General features: G+C 57.2%; 23 protein-coding genes. 7 read left to right on the top strand and 16 right to left on the bottom strand.

The window, feature by feature from the left end:
- Window positions 1-125 precede the first annotated feature (125 nt).
- Window positions 126-677 (top strand): NUDIX hydrolase, encoded by a 552-nt coding sequence (locus tag CBB91_RS08955; RefSeq protein ID WP_273013612.1) that lies wholly within the window; start codon window positions 126-128, stop codon window positions 675-677.
- Here the strand turns inward: CBB91_RS08955 and CBB91_RS08950 are convergent.
- The gene (locus tag CBB91_RS08950; protein WP_273013611.1) at window positions 674-1315 is read right to left on the bottom strand and encodes a septation protein IspZ; all 642 of its coding nucleotides are present in this window, start codon (window positions 1313-1315) and stop codon (window positions 674-676) included. The two genes, CBB91_RS08955 and CBB91_RS08950, sit on opposite strands and share 4 nt — an antisense overlap.
- Before the next feature lie 107 nt (window positions 1316-1422).
- Window positions 1423-2283: a DMT family transporter gene (locus tag CBB91_RS08945; RefSeq protein ID WP_273013609.1), complete on the bottom strand. Its 861-nt coding sequence runs from the start codon at window positions 2281-2283 to the stop codon at window positions 1423-1425.
- Window positions 2284-2389: 106 nt separating this feature from the next.
- Here CBB91_RS08945 and CBB91_RS08940 point away from each other — a divergent pair, with 106 nt between their 5' ends.
- Window positions 2390-4126 carry an amidohydrolase family protein gene (locus CBB91_RS08940; protein ID WP_273013607.1) on the top strand — a complete coding sequence of 579 codons (1737 nt, stop codon included), beginning with the start codon at window positions 2390-2392 and terminating at the stop codon, window positions 4124-4126.
- On the opposite strand, the gene ftsY is transcribed toward CBB91_RS08940, so the two are convergent.
- From ftsY to CBB91_RS08915, 5 genes are all read right to left on the bottom strand, one after another.
- Window positions 4127-5515: a signal recognition particle-docking protein FtsY gene (gene ftsY, locus CBB91_RS08935; protein ID WP_273013604.1), complete on the bottom strand. Its 1389-nt coding sequence runs from the start codon at window positions 5513-5515 to the stop codon at window positions 4127-4129.
- Window positions 5512-6789 (bottom strand): MiaB/RimO family radical SAM methylthiotransferase, encoded by a 1278-nt coding sequence (gene mtaB / locus CBB91_RS08930; protein ID WP_345906787.1) that lies wholly within the window; start codon window positions 6787-6789, stop codon window positions 5512-5514. The genes ftsY and mtaB overlap by 4 nt, the downstream gene beginning before the upstream one ends.
- A 531-nt stretch (window positions 6790-7320) precedes the next feature.
- Complete coding sequence (gene dapF, locus CBB91_RS08925; protein ID WP_273013598.1) at window positions 7321-8130, bottom strand: diaminopimelate epimerase; 810 nt, start codon at window positions 8128-8130, stop codon at window positions 7321-7323.
- 521 nt (window positions 8131-8651) lie between these two features.
- Complete coding sequence (locus CBB91_RS08920) at window positions 8652-9434, bottom strand: SDR family oxidoreductase (protein WP_273013596.1); 783 nt, start codon at window positions 9432-9434, stop codon at window positions 8652-8654.
- Window positions 9431-9760 carry a nuclear transport factor 2 family protein gene (locus CBB91_RS08915; protein ID WP_273013595.1) on the bottom strand — a complete coding sequence of 110 codons (330 nt, stop codon included), beginning with the start codon at window positions 9758-9760 and terminating at the stop codon, window positions 9431-9433. The genes CBB91_RS08920 and CBB91_RS08915 overlap by 4 nt, the downstream gene beginning before the upstream one ends.
- Before the next feature lie 71 nt (window positions 9761-9831).
- Here CBB91_RS08915 and CBB91_RS08910 point away from each other — a divergent pair, with 71 nt between their 5' ends.
- On the top strand, window positions 9832-10209 hold the full coding sequence (locus CBB91_RS08910) for a helix-turn-helix domain-containing protein (RefSeq protein ID WP_273013594.1): 378 nt from the start codon (window positions 9832-9834) through the stop codon (window positions 10207-10209).
- Window position 10210: 1 nt separating this feature from the next.
- Here the strand turns inward: CBB91_RS08910 and CBB91_RS08905 are convergent, their stop codons facing one another.
- The 3 genes from CBB91_RS08905 to CBB91_RS08895 all read right to left on the bottom strand — a co-directional run bounded on the left by CBB91_RS08905 (window position 10211) and on the right by CBB91_RS08895 (window position 12917).
- A complete protein-coding gene (locus CBB91_RS08905; RefSeq protein ID WP_273013593.1) occupies window positions 10211-11263 on the bottom strand; it encodes a MaoC family dehydratase in 1053 nt (350 codons plus the stop codon).
- 366 nt (window positions 11264-11629) lie between these two features.
- Complete coding sequence (locus tag CBB91_RS08900) at window positions 11630-11977, bottom strand: ArsC/Spx/MgsR family protein (protein ID WP_273013592.1); 348 nt, start codon at window positions 11975-11977, stop codon at window positions 11630-11632.
- Between the two features lie 55 nt (window positions 11978-12032).
- Entirely contained in the window at window positions 12033-12917 is an 885-nt protein-coding gene (locus CBB91_RS08895; RefSeq protein ID WP_273013590.1) for a CoA ester lyase, read from the bottom strand.
- Between the two features lie 91 nt (window positions 12918-13008).
- Here CBB91_RS08895 and CBB91_RS08890 point away from each other — a divergent pair, with 91 nt between their 5' ends.
- Together CBB91_RS08890 and CBB91_RS08885 are read left to right on the top strand one after the other, a co-directional pair.
- Window positions 13009-14112, top strand: coding sequence for a serine hydrolase domain-containing protein (locus CBB91_RS08890; RefSeq protein ID WP_273013588.1), 1104 nt, complete (start codon window positions 13009-13011; stop codon window positions 14110-14112).
- A 42-nt stretch (window positions 14113-14154) separates the two neighbouring features.
- On the top strand, window positions 14155-14739 hold the full coding sequence (locus tag CBB91_RS08885) for a LysE family translocator (protein ID WP_273013586.1): 585 nt from the start codon (window positions 14155-14157) through the stop codon (window positions 14737-14739).
- A 93-nt stretch (window positions 14740-14832) separates the two neighbouring features.
- On the opposite strand, the gene rarD is transcribed toward CBB91_RS08885, so the two are convergent.
- Both rarD and CBB91_RS08875 read right to left on the bottom strand, forming a co-directional pair.
- On the bottom strand, window positions 14833-15741 hold the full coding sequence (gene rarD, locus CBB91_RS08880) for an EamA family transporter RarD (RefSeq protein ID WP_273013584.1): 909 nt from the start codon (window positions 15739-15741) through the stop codon (window positions 14833-14835).
- A gap of 60 nt (window positions 15742-15801) precedes the next feature.
- Complete coding sequence (locus CBB91_RS08875) at window positions 15802-16845, bottom strand: aspartate-semialdehyde dehydrogenase (RefSeq protein WP_273013582.1); 1044 nt, start codon at window positions 16843-16845, stop codon at window positions 15802-15804.
- Window positions 16846-16968: 123 nt separating this feature from the next.
- Between CBB91_RS08875 and CBB91_RS08870 the strand changes: the two genes are divergently transcribed.
- Both CBB91_RS08870 and CBB91_RS08865 read left to right on the top strand, forming a co-directional pair.
- Window positions 16969-17340: a nuclear transport factor 2 family protein gene (locus CBB91_RS08870; protein ID WP_273013580.1), complete on the top strand. Its 372-nt coding sequence runs from the start codon at window positions 16969-16971 to the stop codon at window positions 17338-17340.
- 6 nt (window positions 17341-17346) lie between these two features.
- Entirely contained in the window at window positions 17347-18147 is an 801-nt protein-coding gene (locus CBB91_RS08865) for a TIGR03084 family metal-binding protein (protein ID WP_273013578.1), read from the top strand.
- Here CBB91_RS08865 and leuB read toward each other — a convergent pair.
- The 4 genes from leuB to CBB91_RS08845 all read right to left on the bottom strand — a co-directional run bounded on the left by leuB (window position 18144) and on the right by CBB91_RS08845 (window position 20943).
- Window positions 18144-19196, bottom strand: coding sequence for a 3-isopropylmalate dehydrogenase (gene leuB, locus CBB91_RS08860; protein ID WP_273013576.1), 1053 nt, complete (start codon window positions 19194-19196; stop codon window positions 18144-18146). The genes CBB91_RS08865 and leuB overlap by 4 nt on opposite strands.
- An 87-nt stretch (window positions 19197-19283) precedes the next feature.
- Entirely contained in the window at window positions 19284-19439 is a 156-nt protein-coding gene (locus CBB91_RS08855) for a hypothetical protein (RefSeq protein ID WP_155841697.1), read from the bottom strand.
- Window positions 19440-19460: 21 nt separating this feature from the next.
- The gene (gene leuD, locus CBB91_RS08850; protein ID WP_273013574.1) at window positions 19461-20090 is read right to left on the bottom strand and encodes a 3-isopropylmalate dehydratase small subunit; all 630 of its coding nucleotides are present in this window, start codon (window positions 20088-20090) and stop codon (window positions 19461-19463) included.
- Between the two features lie 10 nt (window positions 20091-20100).
- Complete coding sequence (locus CBB91_RS08845; RefSeq protein ID WP_273013572.1) at window positions 20101-20943, bottom strand: VOC family protein; 843 nt, start codon at window positions 20941-20943, stop codon at window positions 20101-20103.
- Between the last annotated feature and the right edge of the window lie 53 nt (window positions 20944-20996).

Below are 20996 nucleotides of genomic sequence, written 5' to 3'. Positions count from 1 at the left end.
AGTGTTTCTTTCTGTATTCAATTAGGCGTTGGGCGCGATAGAAAATCCGGTTACTGGTCTATTAANTTTCCAACCTGTGTGCGGATCAACATGTACCCTAATATACTCGAGAGGCTTAAGCTTCGATGACGGATCAATTATCAAATGGTTTCTTTTCGCAAGAATTCAAACTGAAAATACCCGATGGAGACGACCGAATACGCCGTGTTTGCTCACATTGCCAGTTCGTAGACTACATAAATCCGAAAATAATTGCAGCTTCNGTTGTTACAAAAGGTAGCAAAATCCTGCTTTGCAGGCGTGCGATTGATCCGCGTAAGGGATTCTGGACGCTGCCGGCAGGCTTCATGGAGCAAGGGGAAACCGTGGAGGAAGCCGCTCGGCGTGAGGCCCGGGAAGAAGCNAATGCCGAGATTCGCATTGATCGCATNCTNGCGGTTTACTCAGTGCCGCGCATCTCTCAGGTGCAGATCATGTTTCGCGCCGAACTTGTTTCAGACATATCGCCCGGTCCGGAGAGTCTGGAGGTCGAGCTGTTCGANTGGAGAGATATACCGTGGTCGAATCTGGCCTTCCCAACCGTACTTTGGGGCCTGACGCACTATGCTGAAACTCGAAGCAAGACGGTATTCGCGCCGTTCTCCAATCCACCCGGAACGGAGGCACTCACACGTTAGGCATCAGGTGTTTCAGATTGGCGCATGTGTTTCAGCGTGTACGGGACATTGGCCACAGCNAACAGGACACCGATAACAATGTTTCCAAGCTTCCAGTTTGCCCAAGTCGCCTCGGAGAAGTTCCGCCACAAGAACTCATTCCAGATTGCCATAGCCACGAAATAGAGACCCCAACGGATCGCCAGCGTTTTCCAGGCGTGGTCAGGCAGATCAAATACGGAATGAAAGAGCATCTTCCAGATGTTCCGGCCAACGGCCAGACCACCAAAGATNACGCCCGCATAAAGCAGGTTGATGATCGTCGGCTTGATGAACAGGAAGAGTTTTGACTGAAGCAATATTCCTGCTGTTCCAAACGAACCAATCAGGAATGACGAGACGAGCAAGAAAGGAGGAATACGTTCCTTCTTGAGCAACTTCTGGCCGATCACCACAAAGGTCGCAATGATCAGAACACCCGTCGCCCAGTACAGCGCAGTNTCTTTGGTAAACAAACCATCGCCTTCCGGAAACCTTAGCATCACATTGTANATGATGATGAAGGCCAACGTCGGACCAATCTCTGTCCAAATGNTTCCCGCTTTGGCGGCGGCATCGCCGACATCGGCAGATTGCGTGGCTTTGTTTGGCTCTGTCATGCAATTCCTACGTATTACGCTCGGGTCCGGATCAATTTGGATTTCCGCGCCTGTCTGACAATAGGTGAGCTAATAAATCACCAACGAAGCGAAATTGTCCGCATAGATTAGGCACCAGCTTGCATCAAAAGAAGGCCGCCCGACAGAATGGCCGCCGCGATGATCCGTCTGTATCCGAATCCTTCCTTCAAGAANATGGCGCCCAATGCAGCAGCAAAGACGACTGACGTTTCTCGCAACGCCGTTACGACAGCGGCATCAGTCAGTGTGTATGCATAAATCGCCAGACCATATGAGATAGTACCCAGCATACCGCCAGCTATGCCACCCTTCCATTGCCTGGCCATCGCCTCTCCGATTTGCCCCCGTCGTTGAATAACCGCAACGACAGTCACTCCGANCCAGTCGANCAGAAACAACCAGACNACAAAAGTCATTGGATCCGGCATGGCACGCGCGGCNCGCGTATCCGCAACNGCGTACATGCCTACGCCCAANGCCGTCAGCAGGGCCCATACGAGTGCGCTNCGGTCCAGCTTCCGGGCTGTGGCTGTCTGCCCTGTTGGCAGGGCAAAGACAATGATCGCCAAACTGGCCANCAACAGACCNGCTGACTGAANCACGGTCAGATATTCATTCAGAACAAAGATCGCAGCACACGCCGTTACCAAAGGCGCGAGGCCCCGCATCACAGGAAAAACAAGCGACAGATCCCCTCGGTGCAATGCCCGAACGAGGCAAAACTGATAGAACCAGTGAACCACGACCGATATCAGGATCAAAGACCATGTCTCCGGAGGTGGCGTCGGCACGAATGGCGCAAACGGCAGGACGCTTAGCCCCATCACGATGGCAACCGCCATGCGGGCGGTCAGTACGTCACCGCCCCGCTTTACGAACATGTTCGTGGCCGCGACCGTGACTGCTGACAGTAAGCACAGGATGACTGGGAGGAGGCTTTCCGACATACGGCGCGACCTATGCACGGTTTGCTGACGCGTGGGAAGGATTTGACTCTGCCTCAATTGAGGGCCTCACTCGCCTCAAAGAAGAAAAAGACGGAGGAAACCCAGCATGACGCACGATCTCGTTTTGCGCGGCGGCACGATCATTGACGGAACAGGCGGCGAAAGTTTCGAAGGCGATGTGGCCATCACGAACGGCGTCATCACTGAAGTTGGATCTGTCGGCGGCAAGGGCGTAGAGGAAATAGACGCGCGCGGACAAGTTGTAACGCCGGGCTTTGTCGACATTCACACCCATTATGATGGCCAAGCAACGTGGACAGGCGCCATCAGCCCCTCCTCCCTGCACGGCGTGACGACAGTGGTGATGGGCAATTGCGGCGTAGGCTTTGCGCCATGCCGACCCGACGACCATGACCGGCTGATCCGCTTGATGGAGGGCGTCGAGGATATTCCGTTTCCGGTACTCGCCGAGGGACTCCCCTGGAACTGGGAAAGCTTTCCGGATTATCTCGACAGCCTATCAAGCACTCATTTTGACGCCGATATCTGCGCGCAACTGCCCCATGCGGCGCTGCGGGTTTTTGTTATGGGAGACCGTGGCGCAAATCGCGAGCCTGCGACGCCGGAGGATATTCAGCAAATGCGCGCATTGACCACCGCAGCCATCCGCGCCGGCGCAATTGGTTTTTCCACGTCCCGCACGCTCAACCACCGCACCAGTGACGGTCAACCGACCCCGACCCTGACAGCCAGCGAAGACGAATTGGCCGGCATCGCGCAAGGCGTGGCAGATGCCGGACGCGGCGTGTTGCAGTTCGTCTCTGATTTCGACGATCCAGAGAAAGAAGCTGCAATGCTGCGTCGGATTGTGGAGACCAGCGGCCGACCGCTTTCCGTATCACTTGCACAGGCAGATGTTGCTCCCAATGGCTGGCGTCGCCTACTCAGCGCTATTGAACAAGCGGTCGAAGATGGCTTACCCATGCGCGCCCAAGTCGCGCCACGTCCGGTAGGCGTCCTGCTTGGGTTTGAACTGACGCTCAATCCCTTCAGCGCGCACCCCACCTATCGAGAGATATCAAATCTGCCGTTCGAAGATCGGATTGCGCTATTGCGCGATCCCGACTTCCGAAAGCGCCTTCTATCTGATGAGCCGGACACGGATAATCCGTTTCTGAAAGCAATGCTGCGAAGCTTCGGAAAGATTTTTCAACTGGACGCGCCGGTGAACTATGAACCAACAGCCGATCGAACGCTGGAAGCCATCGCCGCGCGCCGAGGCGTTTCCCCAGAAAAAGCGGCGCTGGATCTTATGCTGGAACGCGAAGGCCGTGGTATGCTCTACCTTCCCTTCCTCAATTATGCGGGTGGGTCTCTTGACCCTTCCCACGACATGATGCTGAGCTCGGCAACGCTCCCCGGCCTTTCAGATGGTGGCGCGCATGTCGGCATGATCTGCGATGGGTCCTTCACCACAACGATGTTGACCCATTGGGTTCGCGACCGGACGCGCGGCCCTCGCATTCCGATCGAGCACATCGTGCAGCGTCAGGCACGCGCCACTGCCGAGTGGATTGGACTGAACGACCGCGGTCTGATTGCACCGGGCTATCGCGCAGACCTCAATGTCATCGACACCGCAAACCTGACATTACATCTGCCGGAAGTTACTTATGACTTGCCTGCTGGCGGACGTCGACTGATGCAGAGAGCCACGGGCTACACNGCCACAATCCTCAAAGGCCAGATCACTCACCGGAATGGAGACCCAACCGGCGCNCGGCCAGGAAGACTCGTTCGGGGTCCACAACAAGCGAACATNTCTGCNATGGCAGCGGAATAGCTAGCTCTGCAGGCCAACCAANGCTTTAGANAAAGCCTCTGCACTGAATGGNCGAAGNTCTTCCGCTTTTTCNCCAATCCCNATGAAATGGATCGGCAGATCGTANGCTTCCGCGATAGCNACGAGCACACCGCCCTTGGCGGTTCCGTCCAGCTTGGTCATCACCAGCCCGGTCACGCCCGCAGTGTTCTTGAAAGCCTCTACCTGCGACAAGGCATTCTGACCGACCGTGGCATCCAGAACGAGGATGACATCATGAGGCGCCGTCGGATCAAGCTTTCTGATGACGCGGACGACTTTCTCTAGCTCCGACATCAGTTCTGTCTTGTTTTGCAGGCGNCCAGCCGTATCAACCAATACGAGATCGAGATCGTCTGCCTTCGCCTTTTCAATTGCCTCGTANACAAGCCCTGCCGCGTCGGCNCCTGTCGGTTTAGACATNACGGGTATACCGGCGCGTTCACCCCATACGGTCAGTTGCTCAATGGCCGCAGCACGGAATGTATCACCCGCCACAAGAAGCGCCTTGGCACCCTGTTCTGTCAGTTTTGATGCGATCTTGCCGATGGTCGTCGTTTTGCCAGACCCGTTGACCCCAACAAACAGAACAATGCGAGGGCTCGGCCCTTCCGAGAAATCGACGATTTTCTCACGAGGCTTCAAAACGTCAGTAATTTCGCTGGCCAAAGCGCCCCGGATTTCATCCTCGGAGATTTCCTTGTCAAACCTCTCCTTAGACAGATTACTGGTCACGCGCATAGCGACCTTGGCGCCGAGGTCGGATGAGATCAAAAGATCTTCCAACTCCTCCAGCGTTTCATCATTAAGCTTTCGGCGTCCAAATACGGACAGTCCAGATGTCAGGCGCGACGATGACCTGGAGAGCCCTGAGCCCAATTTGGCCATGAAGCCAGGATCATTGGCCTCCGCCTCCATCGCGGCGCGCGCGGCTGCTTCGCGCTCAGCCCGGAGCCGCGCCGCCTCTCGGCGTTCTTCCAGCAGTTTTAGTTCAGCTGCCGCCTTGGCTTGCGCCGCCTCTCGCTCTTCCTTCGCTTTGCGGGCTCGTTCAGCCTCTTCCGCCAATCTTTGAGCTTCAGCTTCGTCGGCCCGCGCCTGCGCGGCTGCACGCGCCTCTTCTGCCTTGCGTGCCTCCTCCTCCAGGCGCGCAGCCTCTTCTGCCGCAGCCGCAGCCTCCCGAGCCTGCCTTTCCTCCCACGCCCTGTTCGCCTCGGCGACCTTGCGCTCGATTTCTTCCTGTTCGGCAGCCTTTCGTGCAATTTCGGCTTCCTGCGCCGCCAGTTCCTCGGCAGACAACTCTGGCGCCTCCATCGCGGCACCAGCGTCTTTCAGTTCCTGTTGCTTTTTCTTCTTACCGAACCAAAGGATCATGCGGTGAGAGCTCCGATCAGCTGTTTTCCATCATGCCGCACTATACGGGCGCGCACCGGGCGTCCAGCTTCGCCAGGTTCTTCCTCAAACCGCACGGGCGTAAAGTCTGGAAGGCGCGCTGACANTCCCCGCTCNACCAACGCGTCNACGNTCTGGCCTTNATAGGTNCNCAGGTGACGAGCAAGTGCGGCCTCCCCCACNTCTCGCAAACGCGCGGCCCGCGCCTTGATAACCGACTTCTGAAGTTGAGGCATCCGAGCAGCCGGCGTGCCCGGNCGTGGCGAATACGGAAAGGCATGCACGAAGGACAAACCNCATTCTTCCACGAGCCTTATTGAGTTCTCGAAATGCGCTTCGGTTTCGGTTGGAAAGCCCGCAATGATGTCGGCGCCAAATGCCATATCCGGACGAATACTGCGCAATTGCTCCGTCAGTCTAACTGCATCGCTCCGGGAATGACGCCGCTTCATCCTTTTCAGGATCAGATCATCGCCATGCTGCAAAGACAGATGCATAAAGGGCGCAAGGCGTTTGTCTGCCATTGTTTCCATCAGCGCGTCATCGATTTCTATGGCGTCGATCGAGGATATACGCAGCTGCTTCAGCTCCGGCACCAGCTTCAAAATGCGCTGCACCAGATTGCCGAGTTGCGGCGCGCCTGGCAGNTCCGCGCCCCAGCTGGTCAGGTCCACACCGGTNAGTACGACTTCATAGTGACCCGTCTCGACAAGGCGGCGGACTTGGCTGACCACCTCCCCTGCCGGCACCGAACGCGAATTNCCACGGCCATAGGGAATGATGCAGAACGTGCAGCGATGGTCGCAACCATTCTGCACCTGGACATAGGCCCGCGCGCGGCCCTCCATGCCGTCAATCAGGTGCGCCGCCGTCTCTTGCACTGACATGATGTCATTCACGCGGACCTTTTCGTGTCCGCCCAGCAATTCGGCTGGCCGCCAGGTTTCCGACTGCATCTTTTCATGATTGCCGATCACACGCGTGACTTCCGGCATCTTAGCGAACATATCCGGGTCGATCTGCGCGGCGCATCCGGTCACCAAGATGGGCGCGCCTGGATTGTCCTTTGCAGCGCGCCGGATTGTTTGGCGCGCGCTTCGAACCGCTTCAGATGTTACCGCACATGTGTTGATGATCACGGCGTCATTCAGGCCAGCTTCCGACGCATGGCCGCGCATCACCTCCGATTNGTAGGCGTTCAGGCGGCATCCGAGCGTAATCAGCTGCGGGCTGGAAGGAGCTTTGGCATCNGTCATGACTTTGATGTCAGCGGACATCGCGCCGAATTGCCCACAGTTCAAGGTCTTTGGTGCGGGTCAGCCTGTGCAAGCGCCGGTCTTGTGTCCGCTGAACAACCCTATCATGCGGATCGAAACGCTTTCAGCTTCCCCCTCTATGATCATTGAGCCCTGAAGCGAATTGCGATCCGGCGCGACAACGATCAGTGCATCGCCCACCAGCTCAATATCATCCATCGTACAGGAAAGATCGAAACTCAGATGGTTGTCACTGCCCCGAGAATCCAGCACATCGCAATTGTCGATCCCGATTGTATCGACATCCAGCCGCGTGTCTTCTTCACTCGCCCAGCACTCCGTGGTGAATTCAAATTCGGGATCTATGTCCTGGCGCANGCCGAACATTGTGAGTTCGGGCACCATCGANAATGTCGTTTCCCAAGAGCCTTTGTTTACCGTGATGGCTTCTTGGCCAGAAGCGTGGCCGGTCAGAACNATACATAACGCGCCGATGACGAGTCGTCTCATGGCAGGATCCCGTCTTTTGTCTCAGATTNCCGTTTCGAATTCGAGTTCGACCGGTCCNGTCATATAAACACGGTCATCGGTTTCCCGCCATTCGATAGTCAATTCACCACCATCNAGGATCAGTTTTGCCGTGCGATCTGTCAGTTTCGCACGCGCCGCGCACACCAAGGCTGCACACGCTCCAGTACCGCACGCTTTGGTCAATCCGGCGCCGCGTTCCCAGACGCGCAGGCGGATGGTCTGCCGGTCAATGACCTGCGCAAAGCCAACATTTACACCCTCAGGAAAGGTCGGATGCCACTCAACAAGAGGGCCGAGCGCCCGGATATCATAATCGTCAACATTCTTGACGAAAAAGACCGCATGGGGATTCCCCATCGAGACAACNGCAGGCCGGGCCAGCCAGGGATTGTCGATCGGACCGATCTTCACATCTACGCCGCGCACATCCATTTTTTCAGAAAGCGGAATGTCTTCCCACCCCATCAGGGGCGAGCCCATATCGACCGTGATCAGGCCGTTATCCGCAGAGAACGCCTTTAGCACGTCCGCCTCGGTCTGGATCGTCACCCGGTCCTTGCCAGTCTCGGCCAGAAGCAATTTTCCGACACAGCGCGTGGCGTTGCCACAGGCAGACACTTCAGTGCCATCTGCATTCCAGATACGCATGAACACGTCGCGCGCAACGTCCCGCTCCAGTGCAACGATCTGGTCAGCCTTCATATCTTTGGCAATCTGGCGCACCTGATCTGTGCTCGGCACGAACGAAGTCGACCGCGCATCGAAAATGGCAAACGCGTTGCCCGCACCATTCATCTTCCAGACTTTCATCCGTCAGCCCTTAAAGTGTTTATGTCGACCAGAAAAGTGGAACTTCGCGCGTGATAATCATCACTTGGGAAGACCGAAGGAGACAATCCAGCCCNANACCTGGATCACGAGCGCGGTGATCAGCGCGCCGCCCACAAGCGGATGGGACACAAATATCGCAAGCGCGACCACAGACAGGCACGCATAGTCAACTAGATCGCTCGACATCAGCCAGCCCTGCGGCTGTCGCGCGCGCCGCACATCAAACAGGGTCACACTACGCCAGACACGGCCCATATCCGGTGGACCAAACGCCTCCTGCAGTCTCTTTGGATCACGTATCCCGGTCATTTCCGCAAGGTCTGCAACCGTCGCCTCACCCAGTGCGACGTTGCGCTTTCGGGCAGACGTGCCGATCAGGCTGACAATTGCCGAAAGCACCACCGCAAGCGCGATGGCGAATAGGGTAAAATCATCAAAAGGCCCGTATCCACTCATGCGACCTCATATAGGGAAGCGTTGGCGAAACGGAAGCGCTTGCTTCAGACGGTTGGAACGGTTCCGCCATCGATGATGAATTCCGAACCCGTGATGGTGCCGGCTCGCGAAGAAGACAGGAACACGATCAGGTCCGCAACTTCCTCCGGGGTCGACGGACGCCCGATGGGTATNCCCCCAAGAGACTGCATCAGCTTGTTTTCGGCGTCCGCATAATTGCTGCCATCTTCGCGCGCGATGCGGTTGACCAAATCAATGGAGGCTTGCGTCTTGATCCATCCGGGGGCCACCCTCAGAACCCGAATACCCTTTGGCCCNACTTCCTTCGACAGGCNTTTGCTGTANGCAGACAANGCCGCCTTCGCGGCAGCATAGGCGGTTGTCGCTTCGGGCAAGGGCATCAGGCGCTGGATGGAACTGATGTGGACAATCGTACCGCTCCCCTGCTCGATCATTGTCGGNAGGAGNGCCCGGTCCAGTCGCACCGCCGGCATCAGGTTCCGGTCCAGTTCCGTCTGCCATTGCNCATCATCCAACACCGAGAACCCGCCAGATGGCGCATCGGAACCGCCCGCCACATGCACAAGTATGTCCAGGCCACCCAACAGCTCCAGGGCTTTGTGGGCGAGATCCGCGCACCCTTCAGCGGTGTTCAGATCGCTTGCCACGAACTGCACACCCGGAGGCAGGGCCTGCGGTTGCCGGCGCGCGGTTGTCAGGACGTTGGCGTCCAACGCCGCAAAGCANNCAACNACTGCGTGGCCAACACCCCTCGTCCCGCCCGTGACCAGAACGCGANGCTGGTGGAAATCCAGGCTCCAGCTCATGGCTTGATCTCCAGAGCTGCGATTTGATCATCCCGGAGCGTGAAAAAGTANCGCAGCCGTACGGGACTGCCGGGAAAATTGCCTTCGACACGTCCGGTCACCACATATTGTTCGCCAGCCTTCNCCGCTTCCAACGGGGTGACCTGATAGGACGTGGTCGCCTTGGCTTCCAGCTTCCAGGCCTTTATCGCGTCCCGGCCCTGATAGGTCTTCTGCTCGTCGATTACGACGGCCTCAACCGAAAACAAGTCTGACAGGCTGTCGGTATCATTCGTCGTCTCTGTCTCGAAATACCGATGAATCGTAGAGGGAAGTTCAATGGACATATGCACCTCCTGTCCGGCAGTCCGGAATGGACTGTCTTGCGGAAAAGCCGATATCGATCTAGCCAGAATAAATGACAAGTACGGACAAAAAAGTCGGGTACTTACCCGAAAGTGTGCGCCCGGAGTATACGCCGCTGTCTGCCGCAGAAGGTGTAGAGGCCGCTCTGCGCATGCTGGAAGGCCGATGGAAGATTCTTATTCTCTTCCATCTTTTCGGCGAGCGATTGATGCGTTTCTCNGATCTCGAACGGGCAATTCCGGCCGTGTCCCAGAAGATGCTGATCCAACAGCTACGCAAACTGGAGGCCGACGGCCTTGTGAGGCGCATCGTTCATCCCGAAGTGCCGCCTAGAGTGGAATACTGCCTCACAGACTGGGGCGAAAAGCTCTGCCCGGCGCTCGATGCACTTCTTCTCTGGGGTGAACGAAAACCGGAAGGCGAAGCCTGACCTAGCGCTCGCGCGGAATGGCGGCCCAGTAGTCAAAGTCCAGCAACACGCCATCGGCGTATTTGCCATCTTCTGTCTTGTAGGCGAACGCGCCCGGATCCTGATCTTTCACCGCGACGAGTCGAAGACGCAGTGCGCCGACATTGTCAGATAGCTCAGNCTTNTCGAGCACTTCGCTCCAGGCATAGATCGTGTCTCCTGCGAACAGTGGGCTCGCATGGGTGCCGGCGTTGATCGCGAGCATGTGTCCGGCATTGGCCAAGCCATTGAATGCCAGNGACCGCGCGATTGAAATGACAACACCGCCATAGATCAGACGCTTGCCGAACCGGCTCGACTTCTGACCATGGGCGTCAAAATGAACTTTTGCTGTGTTCTGATANAGGCGCGTCGCGATCTGATGCTCCGCCTCTTCAACAGTCATGCCGTCGACATGATTGATCTTCTCGCCGACCNNATAGTCTTCAAACANNTGCTCGCTTCCGGAGAGGGATGTGTCCCAACTGTCCATTGCCNCGAAGCCAGATAGTTCAACGCCCGGCACGCTTNTGGGCAGGTCCGGGATCACGGCTTCAGGCGCTGGAGAACTCGCATCACGCTTGTTGACCATCACCCAGCGCACAAAGGACATGACCTCTTCACCGCGCTGGTTTGTGCCGCGAGTGCGAACCCAGACGACACCGGTCTTGCCGTTGGAATTCTCCTTTAGGCCAATGACTTCAGACACCGTATTCAAGGTATCGCCCGGCATAACCGGCTGCGAGAAGCGACCATCAGCGTATCCGAGATTCGCGACAGCATTCAGAGACACGTCTGGAACAGACTTGCCGAAAACAACATGGAACGCGTGCAGCGGGTCTATCGAGAGGCCTGGATATCCGGCCGCCTTCGCGAACTCGGAAGAGGAATACTGCACGAAACGTCCGCCGGTGAGCGCGCGATAGAGCGCGATGTCACCTTCTGTCAGCGTCTGTGGCGTTGCGTGCACAAGTGGCATGCCAACAGAAAAATCTTCGAAGAAATGGCCGGGATTGGATTTCGATGTGCTGGTCATACGCCCCTCAGGTCAGTTGGGGGCAATATTTCCCGGCGTCAGGCCGCGACATGCCCCAGATACAGATCGGCGATCACCTGACCGTCACTGGCANTGGAAATCAAGGCCGGTGAGACGAAGGGCAGCAGGAGGATACCTATGGTAGCGGTCGCAAGCAGGCCGCACATCATCTGCTGCTCTCGATTCTCAGAAAATTCGTCCAGCATGCGCGGTCCGGCGAGCATGTATGGCACGCCCAGCGTGCAAAAAGCGGAGAAGGCAACCAGAAGGCCAGCAAGAATCATGAACACGATCATGATCCTGCTGTGCCAGACAGTGGTTGAGGCTTCGCGTGGAAGATCTGTGAAATTTCACAGACCTTCCCGGCTATTTCAGTTCGAGCATGGTCTCGATCGGGCGACCAAGCGCAGCTTTCTTGCCCTTTATCAGGATCGGTCTCTGGATGATCTTCGGGTTCGCAGCCATTGCCGCGTAAATTTCGTCGTCCGTTGATGTCGCATCAATGCCAACATCCGTCGCGTTCTTGTCGCGCAAAAAAGCGCGGGGCGAGTCAGCCCCGAGTTTCTTGGCGATATCTCGCAACTCGCTTTCGCCAAGCTGCTCTGATGCGTTCATGTATTTTCGGATCTNTGGATCAATGCCGTTCTCCTGCAGAAGGGCGAGCCCCTTTCGGGATGTGCTGCAGCCGGAATGGTGAAGATATGTGTAGGTCATGTCGATGCCTGAATGCGTAAGTGTTTACCCTGAAACTACCCGATATCGTGGCGCATCACGCCTCGAAAGCGCGAATAGCCTTGTCCATCTCCACAGCNCGGCGGGCTTCCTCAAGATGCAGCAGTTCNGTCATTTTGCCATTCACCTTCAAAACGCCTTTGCCTGCGTTCTCGGGATCGGCAAAAGCTTCGATTACGGCTTGGGCATGCTCCACATCATGAGGGCTCGGGGCNAACACACGGTTTGCTGTATCGAGCTGCGAAGGGTGGATCAGCGTTTTGCCGTCGAAGCCCAGATCGCGACCTTGNTCGCACTCATCGATCAGGCCCTGCTCATTCTTGATNTCATTGTAGACCCCATCAATCGCGATGATGCTGTAGGCACGCGCGGCGGCCACGGACAGTTGAAGGGCCGTTTGAAACGCTAGGCGGTCCGGCGTCATCCGCGCGCGGTACTCTTTTGCAAGATCATTGGTGCCCATGACAAAAGTCGTCAGGCGNGTGCGGCCCACGGCTTCTGCGATGTCCTTGATGTTCAGGATGGCCTTCGGCATCTCAATCATAACCCAAAGCCCCATATCGGCAGGAGCCCCGGCCCGGCTCATCGNATCATCAAGACGGTCGATATCGCTGCCATCTATGACTTTCGGTGCCAGCAAGGCATGTGCGCCCGAATCCACCGCCATTTTAAGGTCTGCCTGCCCCCATTCGGTGTCCAGACCGTTCATGCGGACGACGATTTCACGATGTCCGTAGCCGCCCCCCTGTATGGCAGCGCGGATCGTTTCCCTCGCCGCCTCTTTCGCGTCGGGAGCAACAGCATCCTCGAGGTCCATGATAACCGTATCGGCGGCGAGAGATTTGGCTTTTTCCAAGGCACGCTCATTCGCACCGGGCATGTAAAGGCAGGAACGGCGGGGACGGTGAAGCGCTTCAGGCATGGATGGGCATTTCCTCGATTGTTTGACTTGTTCGGCGAAAACAGGTGAACCGTCACTGTCCAAAGATCAATAGCTCCAAAGGTCGCCCTTCATGACTGCATCCCCGATTGCTGGCATCGTCGAACCNNGTTTTGAAGCCGTCCGAGATGCGTTCGANAAGAACTTTNCGGATGGCGAAGAACTCGGCGCCGGCTTCGCGGTGATCAAGGATGGAGACGTTGTCGTAAATCTCATCGGCGGCTGGGCTGACCGCAAGAAGGAAGCACCCTGGACGAACGAGACGCTCGTGCCGGTGTACTCCACAACAAAGGGTATTGCTGCGCTTGTTCTGGCCCATCTGGTCGAGCGCTTGCCAGCCGGCTTCGAAACGGCTGTCGCAGATGTCTGGCCAGAATTTTCAGCCAATGGAAAAGGCNATGTCACCATCGGACAGGTTGCCAGCCATCAGGCAGGCTTGCCGGGCTTCCCCGATGAGATCGATCCAGAACTCTGGCTGGATCCTCCCTCCTGCGCGGCCGCCCTCGCTGAACTCACTCCGATGTGGCCTCCCGGAAGCGCGCATGGCTACCATCCGTTGAGCTGGGGCTATCTGGTTGGAGAGATCGCCCGCCGCATAAGCGGAGAGACGCTGGGCACCACCTTGCGCAGCCTGTTCCCGAATATTGATTTCATGATTGGAACGCCCGCCAGCGAACACGATCGCTGCGCCGATATTCAGCGCCCGCGCGCCCTCGCCGACCTTGGCGAAATCACCCCGGCCCGGCGGGCCGCCTTTNTCAGTAAATGGTCTGCGCCCAATCGCGGCGGCGCAATCTGGCGGGAGATCGAAATTCCGTCNGCCAACGGCCACGGCACNGCCCTCTCTGTTGCCCATTTGTACGAAACCTACACAAAGGGCGGCGGCGCATTGATGAATGCGACGACATTCGATGCCCTCTCCTCGGCGCGGACTCATGAGCCAGATCTCGTCCTCCCCATGATCACGAGCTTCGGCGCGGGCATCATGCACAACACGCATGGCCTGTTTGGGCCAGAACCCACCACGCTCGGTCATTGCGGCTGGGGGGGCTCAATGGCCATCGCGGACCAGCGCAACGGATTAACCTGCGCCTATGTGATGAACCGTCAGTCCAACATCCTTGTCGGTGACCCGCGCGCCGTGCGCCTTGTCGAAGCCGCCTATGAGTGTCTCTGATCGATGTTGAGCCATGTAGACTGGGCAGCTTTCCTGGTCGCCATGGCGGCCATTGAACTCACGCCCGGTCCGAACATGGGATGGTTAGCGGCATTATCCGCACAACGAGGGCGACGTGCCGGCATGTTGGCGGTCTGTGGGATCGCCCTTGGACTGACGGCCCAGTTAATGGCCGCAGCCACGGGCCTTTCTGCCCTGCTCGGGCAGATGCCTGTGCTGTACGAAATGCTCCGTTGGTCCGGGGTCGCCTTCATGGTTTTCCTCGCCTACGAAGCGTGGCAGGACACAGGCGANACGTCGCCCCTCAATCGAAATAATGCGGATGGTTTCTGGCGCGGGTTGGTGGCAAACCTGCTGAACCCCAAGGCTTTGGTGTTCTACGTCGTTGTCGTCGGACAATTCGCCAATGCCCAANNCGNGCCGGTCTGGCTTCAGATNACCGCATTGGGGGTGATTCATGTCGCGATTGCCACCTTCATACACACCCTGATTGTTCTGCTGGGCGCACGCTTGGGCACTACACTTGAAACCTATCGAACCGCACCGGTCACCCGTGGCGTGTTCGCCATCATGATGCTGGCCATAGCCGCGTGGATTGCCGTCTCTACAGGGAACACGNGCAACTAGTTGGCACGAAGATTGCGAGAATGTGATCGGAGGCAACTCCAATCATGCTAAATCCCCTTTGGCCTCGGCAAATATTGCGCCGAGGCCCTTTTTTTAGCTGACACGCGCCGCCCGAGCCAGCCGCCGCGCCTTTGCTTCTCCCATCACACTGTCAGTGGTGAACACGACGAGTGCGGTCCAGATAAAGCCAAATGCGGCAGCGTGAGTCCAACCGAACGGTTCCCTGAACAAAAGCACGGCGATCAGGAACTGAAGTGTGGGCCCGACATATTGCATCATACCGATGGTCGAGAGTTTCAATCGCCGTGCAGACAGCGCAAACAAGATCANCGGTACCGATGTTATCGGTCCGGCCGCCACCAGCAACGCAACATCCCACCCCCCATCTCCGAACACNCGCGCGTCAGGCTGCCCCGCAACCCAGGCCAGCCAGCTGACGGCAAAAGGCACCAGCAATAAGACTTCCATCAGGAAGCCCGCACGGCTGTCGATTGCGACTNGTTTTCGGATGAGGGAGTAACAGGCAAATGTCATGCACAGGAACAAAGCAACCCAGGGCACGCGTCCGAATGCGACNGTCAGTATACCAACGCCGACTGTTGCAATGNCNACCGCAATCCATTGCGCGGTCCGCAAGCGCTCGNAGAAGAAAATCATGCCGAATACGACATTCACCAGCGGATTGATGTAGTAGCCGAGCGACGCCTCCATCGTCCTGCCAGCATTCACGGCCCAGATATAGCATCCCCAATTCGCCCCGATCAGCAGACCGGAGATGAGAAGCCATTTCAGCTTGTCCCATTTCACGGCGGCGCNGACGTCGCGCCAGTTCGCGGCAATGGCTATGAAAATCAGAGCGGTGGGGACGGACCAGACCACGCGATGTGCAAGCAGGTCTGCNGCACCGATGTGCTGCATCAGCCGGATGTAGAGCGGCAAGCTCCCCCAGATGAAATAGGCCCCCAGGCCGGCAACAAATCCAAGGCGTGTTTCAGCGTTCATGGCTCAGCGCCTAGCACTGAGCCATGAGAAAAAGCCACCCAATTATTGCTTCGAAGCGTGTCAGTTCGTGACGACAGGCTGTTTTTCCGGTTTCAGNATGCCGCGGTTCAGGAGTTCCTCGGCAATTTGAACCGCATTCAATGCGGCNCCTTTGCGCAGATTGTCAGAGACACACCAGAAAGCGAGGCCATTTTCAACGGTCGGGTCGACACGAACACGGGAGATGTAAGTCGCCCATTCGCCCACGCACTCTTTCGGCGTGATGTAGAGTTCTTCCTTCGGATCGTCGACCAGCATGATGCCTGGGCTTTCGCGCAGGATTTCCTTGGCCTGTTTTGCACTCATCGGCCCGGCAAGCTCAACATTCACGGCTTCCGAATGGCCAACAAAAACCGGCACACGCACACAGGTAGCGGTCAGTTCAATGGCTGGGTCGAGAATTTTCTTCGTCTCGACGCGCATTTTCCACTCTTCCTTGGTGAANCCATCGTCCATGAAGACATCGATCTGAGGGATCACGTTGAAGGCGATTTCCTTNTGGAAGACTTCCGGGGTCGGCTCGTCATTCACGAACACACCGCGTGTCTGATTCCAGAGCTCGTCCATCGCATCCTTGCCTGCGCCAGANACGGATTGATAAGTCGAACAGACGACGCGCGTGATGCCCACGGCATCNTGTAGCGGCTTCAGCGCCACAACCAGCTGCGCCGTGGAACAGTTCGGGTTCGCGATGATCATNTTCTTCTTGTAGTCCAGCACCGCTTCGCCATTGCACTCGGGAACAACCAGCGGCACATCCGGGTCCATCCGCCATGCGGACGAATTGTCGATGGTAATCGCACCGGCCTTCGCAATTTTCGGCGCCCACTCCTTGGCGGTCGACCCGCCGGCAGACATGAGGACGAGATCGACCTGCGAAAAGTCGAATTGCTCAATATCGTGACACTTCAGGGTGCGGTCCCCATAGGAAACTTCCTTGCCAAGAGACCGGCGGGAGGCAACCGCGAACACTTCATCGGCGGGGAACATGCGTTCCTCCAGAATGTTCAACAGTTCGCGTCCGACATTACCTGTTGCGCCGACGACTGCGATCCGGGTGGCCATGATATTACTGCTCCTACAAAATGAACCGGGCTTATGGCGCATCTTGGACGTTTGTTAAAGCCTGTTGCTAATGACTTGCTGCTAAGGCAGACCTGACAAGGCGCGACCATTGGAGCTGAAGCCATGCTGAATGACGTGATCAACCGCTATCTCGCCTGTTACAATGCACGCGATATTGACGGCATGCTCGATTGCGTGACGCAGGATGTCGTTTTCGAGAATATCTCGAATACGGGTCAATCCATGCGTCTTGATGGGAAGGACATGATGCGACAGGTTGCAGAACTGTCCGGCAACGCATTTTCCTACCGCCGNCAAAGACTCGTCAATCTCGTAAGCGGCGGCGGAAAAGCCGCGGCGGAAATCGAGTTTGAAGGCAAGGCCGCGGTCGATTTGCCCAATGGGGTCAAGACCGGCGAGACCGTAAAAGTNCGAGGCGCNAGTTTCTTTGAATTTCGGGGCGATCTGCTGTGTCGTATCGCTGATTACAGCTAAGCAGTCATGCAACAGGCTACGGATTTTCTCGATGAAACGAAGNCGCTGTCGGACCTGATCGCGCCACTTGATGACTCCGACTATCTTCAGGAAACGGCGTTCAANGCNTGGACCATNGATATGGTATTGCGTCACTTNCACTTCTGGAACAAGGGCGCCCTGCTTTCAGTTACAGATGAAACCGCTTTTGAAGCGCTTGTCGNTGACCTGACAAACGCGCTTCGCGATGGGGCCCTCCCTGCCCATGAGGAGGCCCATTTCAATGGACTTTCCGGCCGCGCCCTTCGGAGTGAATGGCTCCAACTGGCGCACAAGACAGCAGACGTTTTCGCGTCGACAGATCCGGGGCTGCGCCTCAAATGGGTCGGCCCAAGCATGAGCGCGCGCTCGTCAATTACCGCCCGCTTGATGGAAACATGGGCACATGGACAGGAAGTNTACGACCTGCTCGGAGTAACCCGCCAGAATGCCGACCGTATCCGGAACATCGTCGTGCTGGGTGTAAATACGTATGGCTGGACATTTGCGAACCGGAAGCAGCAGGTTCCTGAGCCAATGCCCTATCTGCTCTTGACCGCGCCTTCCGGAGAGGAATGGACATTTGGCGATGAGCAAGCCGATGAGCGCATCATCGGACTCGCCGAAGAATTCTGTCAGGTCGTTACGCAGGTCCGGAACATTGCGGATACCAGTTTATCCGTCACTGGCACAAACGCTGCGGCCTGGATGGAACAGGCCCAGTGTTTTGCCGGACCACCCAATCCCCCGCCTGCGCCCGGCACGAGATTCATGCGTCCTCGGAACTAGAGAGCGGCGATAATCGCATCCGCCATCTGGCGCGTAGTCAGCTCACCACCGAGGTCACGCGTTCGCGCGCCTTTCTCAAGCGCTGAACCGACCGCTGCGAACAGGGCATCCGCAGCCTTCTCGCGGCCCAGAGACCAGCGAAGGGCCATTTCCAGAGACAGGATAGCCGCACACGGATTGGCAATCCCCTGCCCTGCTATGTCCGGGGCGGACCCATGTACAGGCTCAAAAAGCCCCGGCGTGCCTTCATCGCCCAGAGACGCGGATGGCAGCATGCCGATTGAACCGGTCAACATGGCGGCTTCATCCGACAGGATATCTCCGAACAGGTTGCCCGCAAGAATTACATCGAACTGTTTTGGGGCCCGGACCAGTTCCATCGCGCAGGCGTCAGCGTACATATGACTTAGCTCAACACCCGCGCCGTGCTCGGCGTGCGTCAAGGTTACTTCCTGGCGCCAAAAAAGACCTGTTTCCATGACGTTTGATTTCTCTACTGAGCAGACACGGCCATCGCGACCGCGTGCAACCTCAAACGCCACACGCGTCACGCGCTCGACTTCCGGATGGGTATAGATAGATGTGTCGTACCCGCGGCGCAGGCCGCCCTTTTCATCGATGCCCCGCGGGGTTCCGAAATAAACGCCGCCCGTCAGCTCCCGGACGATCATGATATCGAGGCCTTGAACGATTTCCGGTTTCAGGCTCGACGCGCTCACGAGGGCCGGGAAACAGAAAGCAGGGCGAAGATTTGCGAAAACATCCAGCCCTTTGCGCAAGGCCAGCAACCCGGCCTCCGGGCGCTTGTCGCGAGAAACGCCATTCCATTTCGGTCCGCCAACCGCCCCCAGGAGCACCGCATCCGACCTTCGTGCCAGGTTAAGTGTATCGTCCGTCAAGGGTGTGCCGTGCGCGTCATAGGATGCGCCGCCAACCAGACCTTCCTGAAGCTCCAGGTCCGGGGCCACCACACCTGCCAGACGGCGTACTTCGGCAACCACTTCCGGGCCAATTCCATCACCGGGCAAAAGAAGAAGGGTCTGTTTCACTGTGAGGCTCCAATTACGAAATTAGTTAGGGAAGAGGCAGCGTCTGCGTCAGCTGCATGGCGCGGTGTGACATCGATCAAATCTGGATCAGTCGCCCTTGTCGGACGCCTCATCGTTTTTGTCCTGAACCTTTTCAGGAAGCTTCACATTCACTTCCGGCTTCACGCCGAAAGGGTCGGTATGACACGCAGAAACCGAGAGTACAGCAAAACAACCCACAATAGCCAAAGCGAGTTTCATCATCTCAGTCACCTCCAGAACGGATTAGTTCGCTTTTTCCAACCAAGGCATAGACACGCGCCGTTTCGCTTCGAACGTATCGATCTCAGAAGCCGCCATCATGGAGCTACCGATCTCATCGAGGCCAGCCATCAAATTCGCCTTGCGCCCTTCGTCCACCTCGAATGCGAAAGTTTCGCCGTCCGGCGCGGTGACGATCTGGGCTTCCAGGTCCACCGTAAAGACGTGGTTCGCACCACCTGCCTGATCCGCCAGTTTCTGGCAGACATCAACTGGCAACCGGACAGGCAAGATTCCGTTCTTGTAGCAATTGTTGTGGAAGATATCGGCAAAGCTCGGCGCGATAACGCAAGTAATCCCCTGGTCCAGCAAAGCCCAGGGCGCGTGCTCACGAGAGGATCCGCAACCGAAATTTTCACCCGCGATCAGGATGCTCGCTTTCGCATATTCAGGACGGTTCAAAACGAAATCAGCTTTTGGCGATCCATCGGACAGCGTTTTCAACTCGTAAAACAGGCCTTTCGACAAGCCCGTGCGTTCCGTCGTCTTCAGAAATTGCTTTGGAATAATCATGTCAGTGTCGACATTGGACATCGGCTTGCCCTTTTCGAGCAAAGGCGCAGCCGTTCCGGTAAGTTGGGTAAATGCTTTCATGAGCGGCTTCCTAGCGTGAAGAATGAGCGATGAACAGAGTGGGCACGCCGAGCGTGCCGTCGCGGACAGTAAAGACAGTCGAGCCAGGCTTCCGGCCAGTTCGCTGTTCAGAGACATTGAACCCGGCTTCGGTCAATCGCGCATGAGCCGCGGAAAGATCGTCCACTTCCCAGGTCAGGCCCCAGATACTGTCAGGCGCAGACGGGTCATGCGTCTCTCCCAGACGATGGATCACCTCAAACGTCAGACCGCCGGTGCGGAAAAACAGGAACCGCGTCTTCCATTCCTCCCGGGTCCGATCGAGCGCCAGGTCCAGTCCCAAGCGCGCGCCGTACAGGCCGAGTGCCCTGTCCGGATTCGGCGTGGCGATGACAATATGATCGAGAGATTTGGCACTGCTCGCCAGCGCATCTGCCAAGGGCAATGATGACTCCGGGCTGACAACAAACGTCTTCACACCAGCCGTTTGGGAGTCCGAACACCGAAAACGTGACCATTTTCGCGTTTTTCCGTCGATTTCGTTCGTACTGGCACCTCCAGCAACTTCATCCGGCATTAGGCCGCGGCGCGTCAGCTTGTGATGTGCCAGAGCGATATCGTCAGTGCCGAAGGCCAGGCTTTTCAGCCCGGGCCCCTCTTCCGAGATGATTTCACGCAAACGGTCAGCGACAGTCCCTTCCCCATTCGGCGCCATCAGTTCGAGGCTTGTATTGCCCAGTCTGAAGAGCGCCGTCGCAGCTCCGCCGGATGACGCCCGCCAGTCTGCTGACCGCCCAAGCAGGCGCTCATAAATGGCAGTGCCCATCGCGATATCGGGGCAGACGAGAACGAAATGATCGAGACCGGAGATCATGTGTCGTTAGAGGCCCTCAAAAAGCGCCGTCGAGACATAACGCTCAGCAAAAC

This window comes from Hyphomonas sp. TMED31 (assembly GCF_002172815.1).
Lineage (GTDB): Bacteria > Pseudomonadota > Alphaproteobacteria > Caulobacterales > Hyphomonadaceae > Hyphomonas > Hyphomonas atlantica.
Note: the sequence above shows the minus strand (reverse complement) of the source record. Positions and strands in the feature narration are given on the sequence as shown.

Excerpts from the sequence above, each read along its gene's own strand:
- CBB91_RS08855 (WP_155841697.1), bottom strand. The coding sequence starts at position 19,439 with ATGATGAAACTCGCTTTGGCTATTGTGGGTTGTTTTGCTGTACTCTCG.
- leuD (WP_273013574.1), bottom strand. The coding sequence starts at position 20,090 with ATGAAAGCATTTACCCAACTTACCGGAACGGCTGCGCCTTTGCTCGAA.
- CBB91_RS08845 (WP_273013572.1), bottom strand. The coding sequence starts at position 20,943 with ATGATCTCCGGTCTCGATCATTTCGTTCTCGTCTGCCCCGATATCGCG.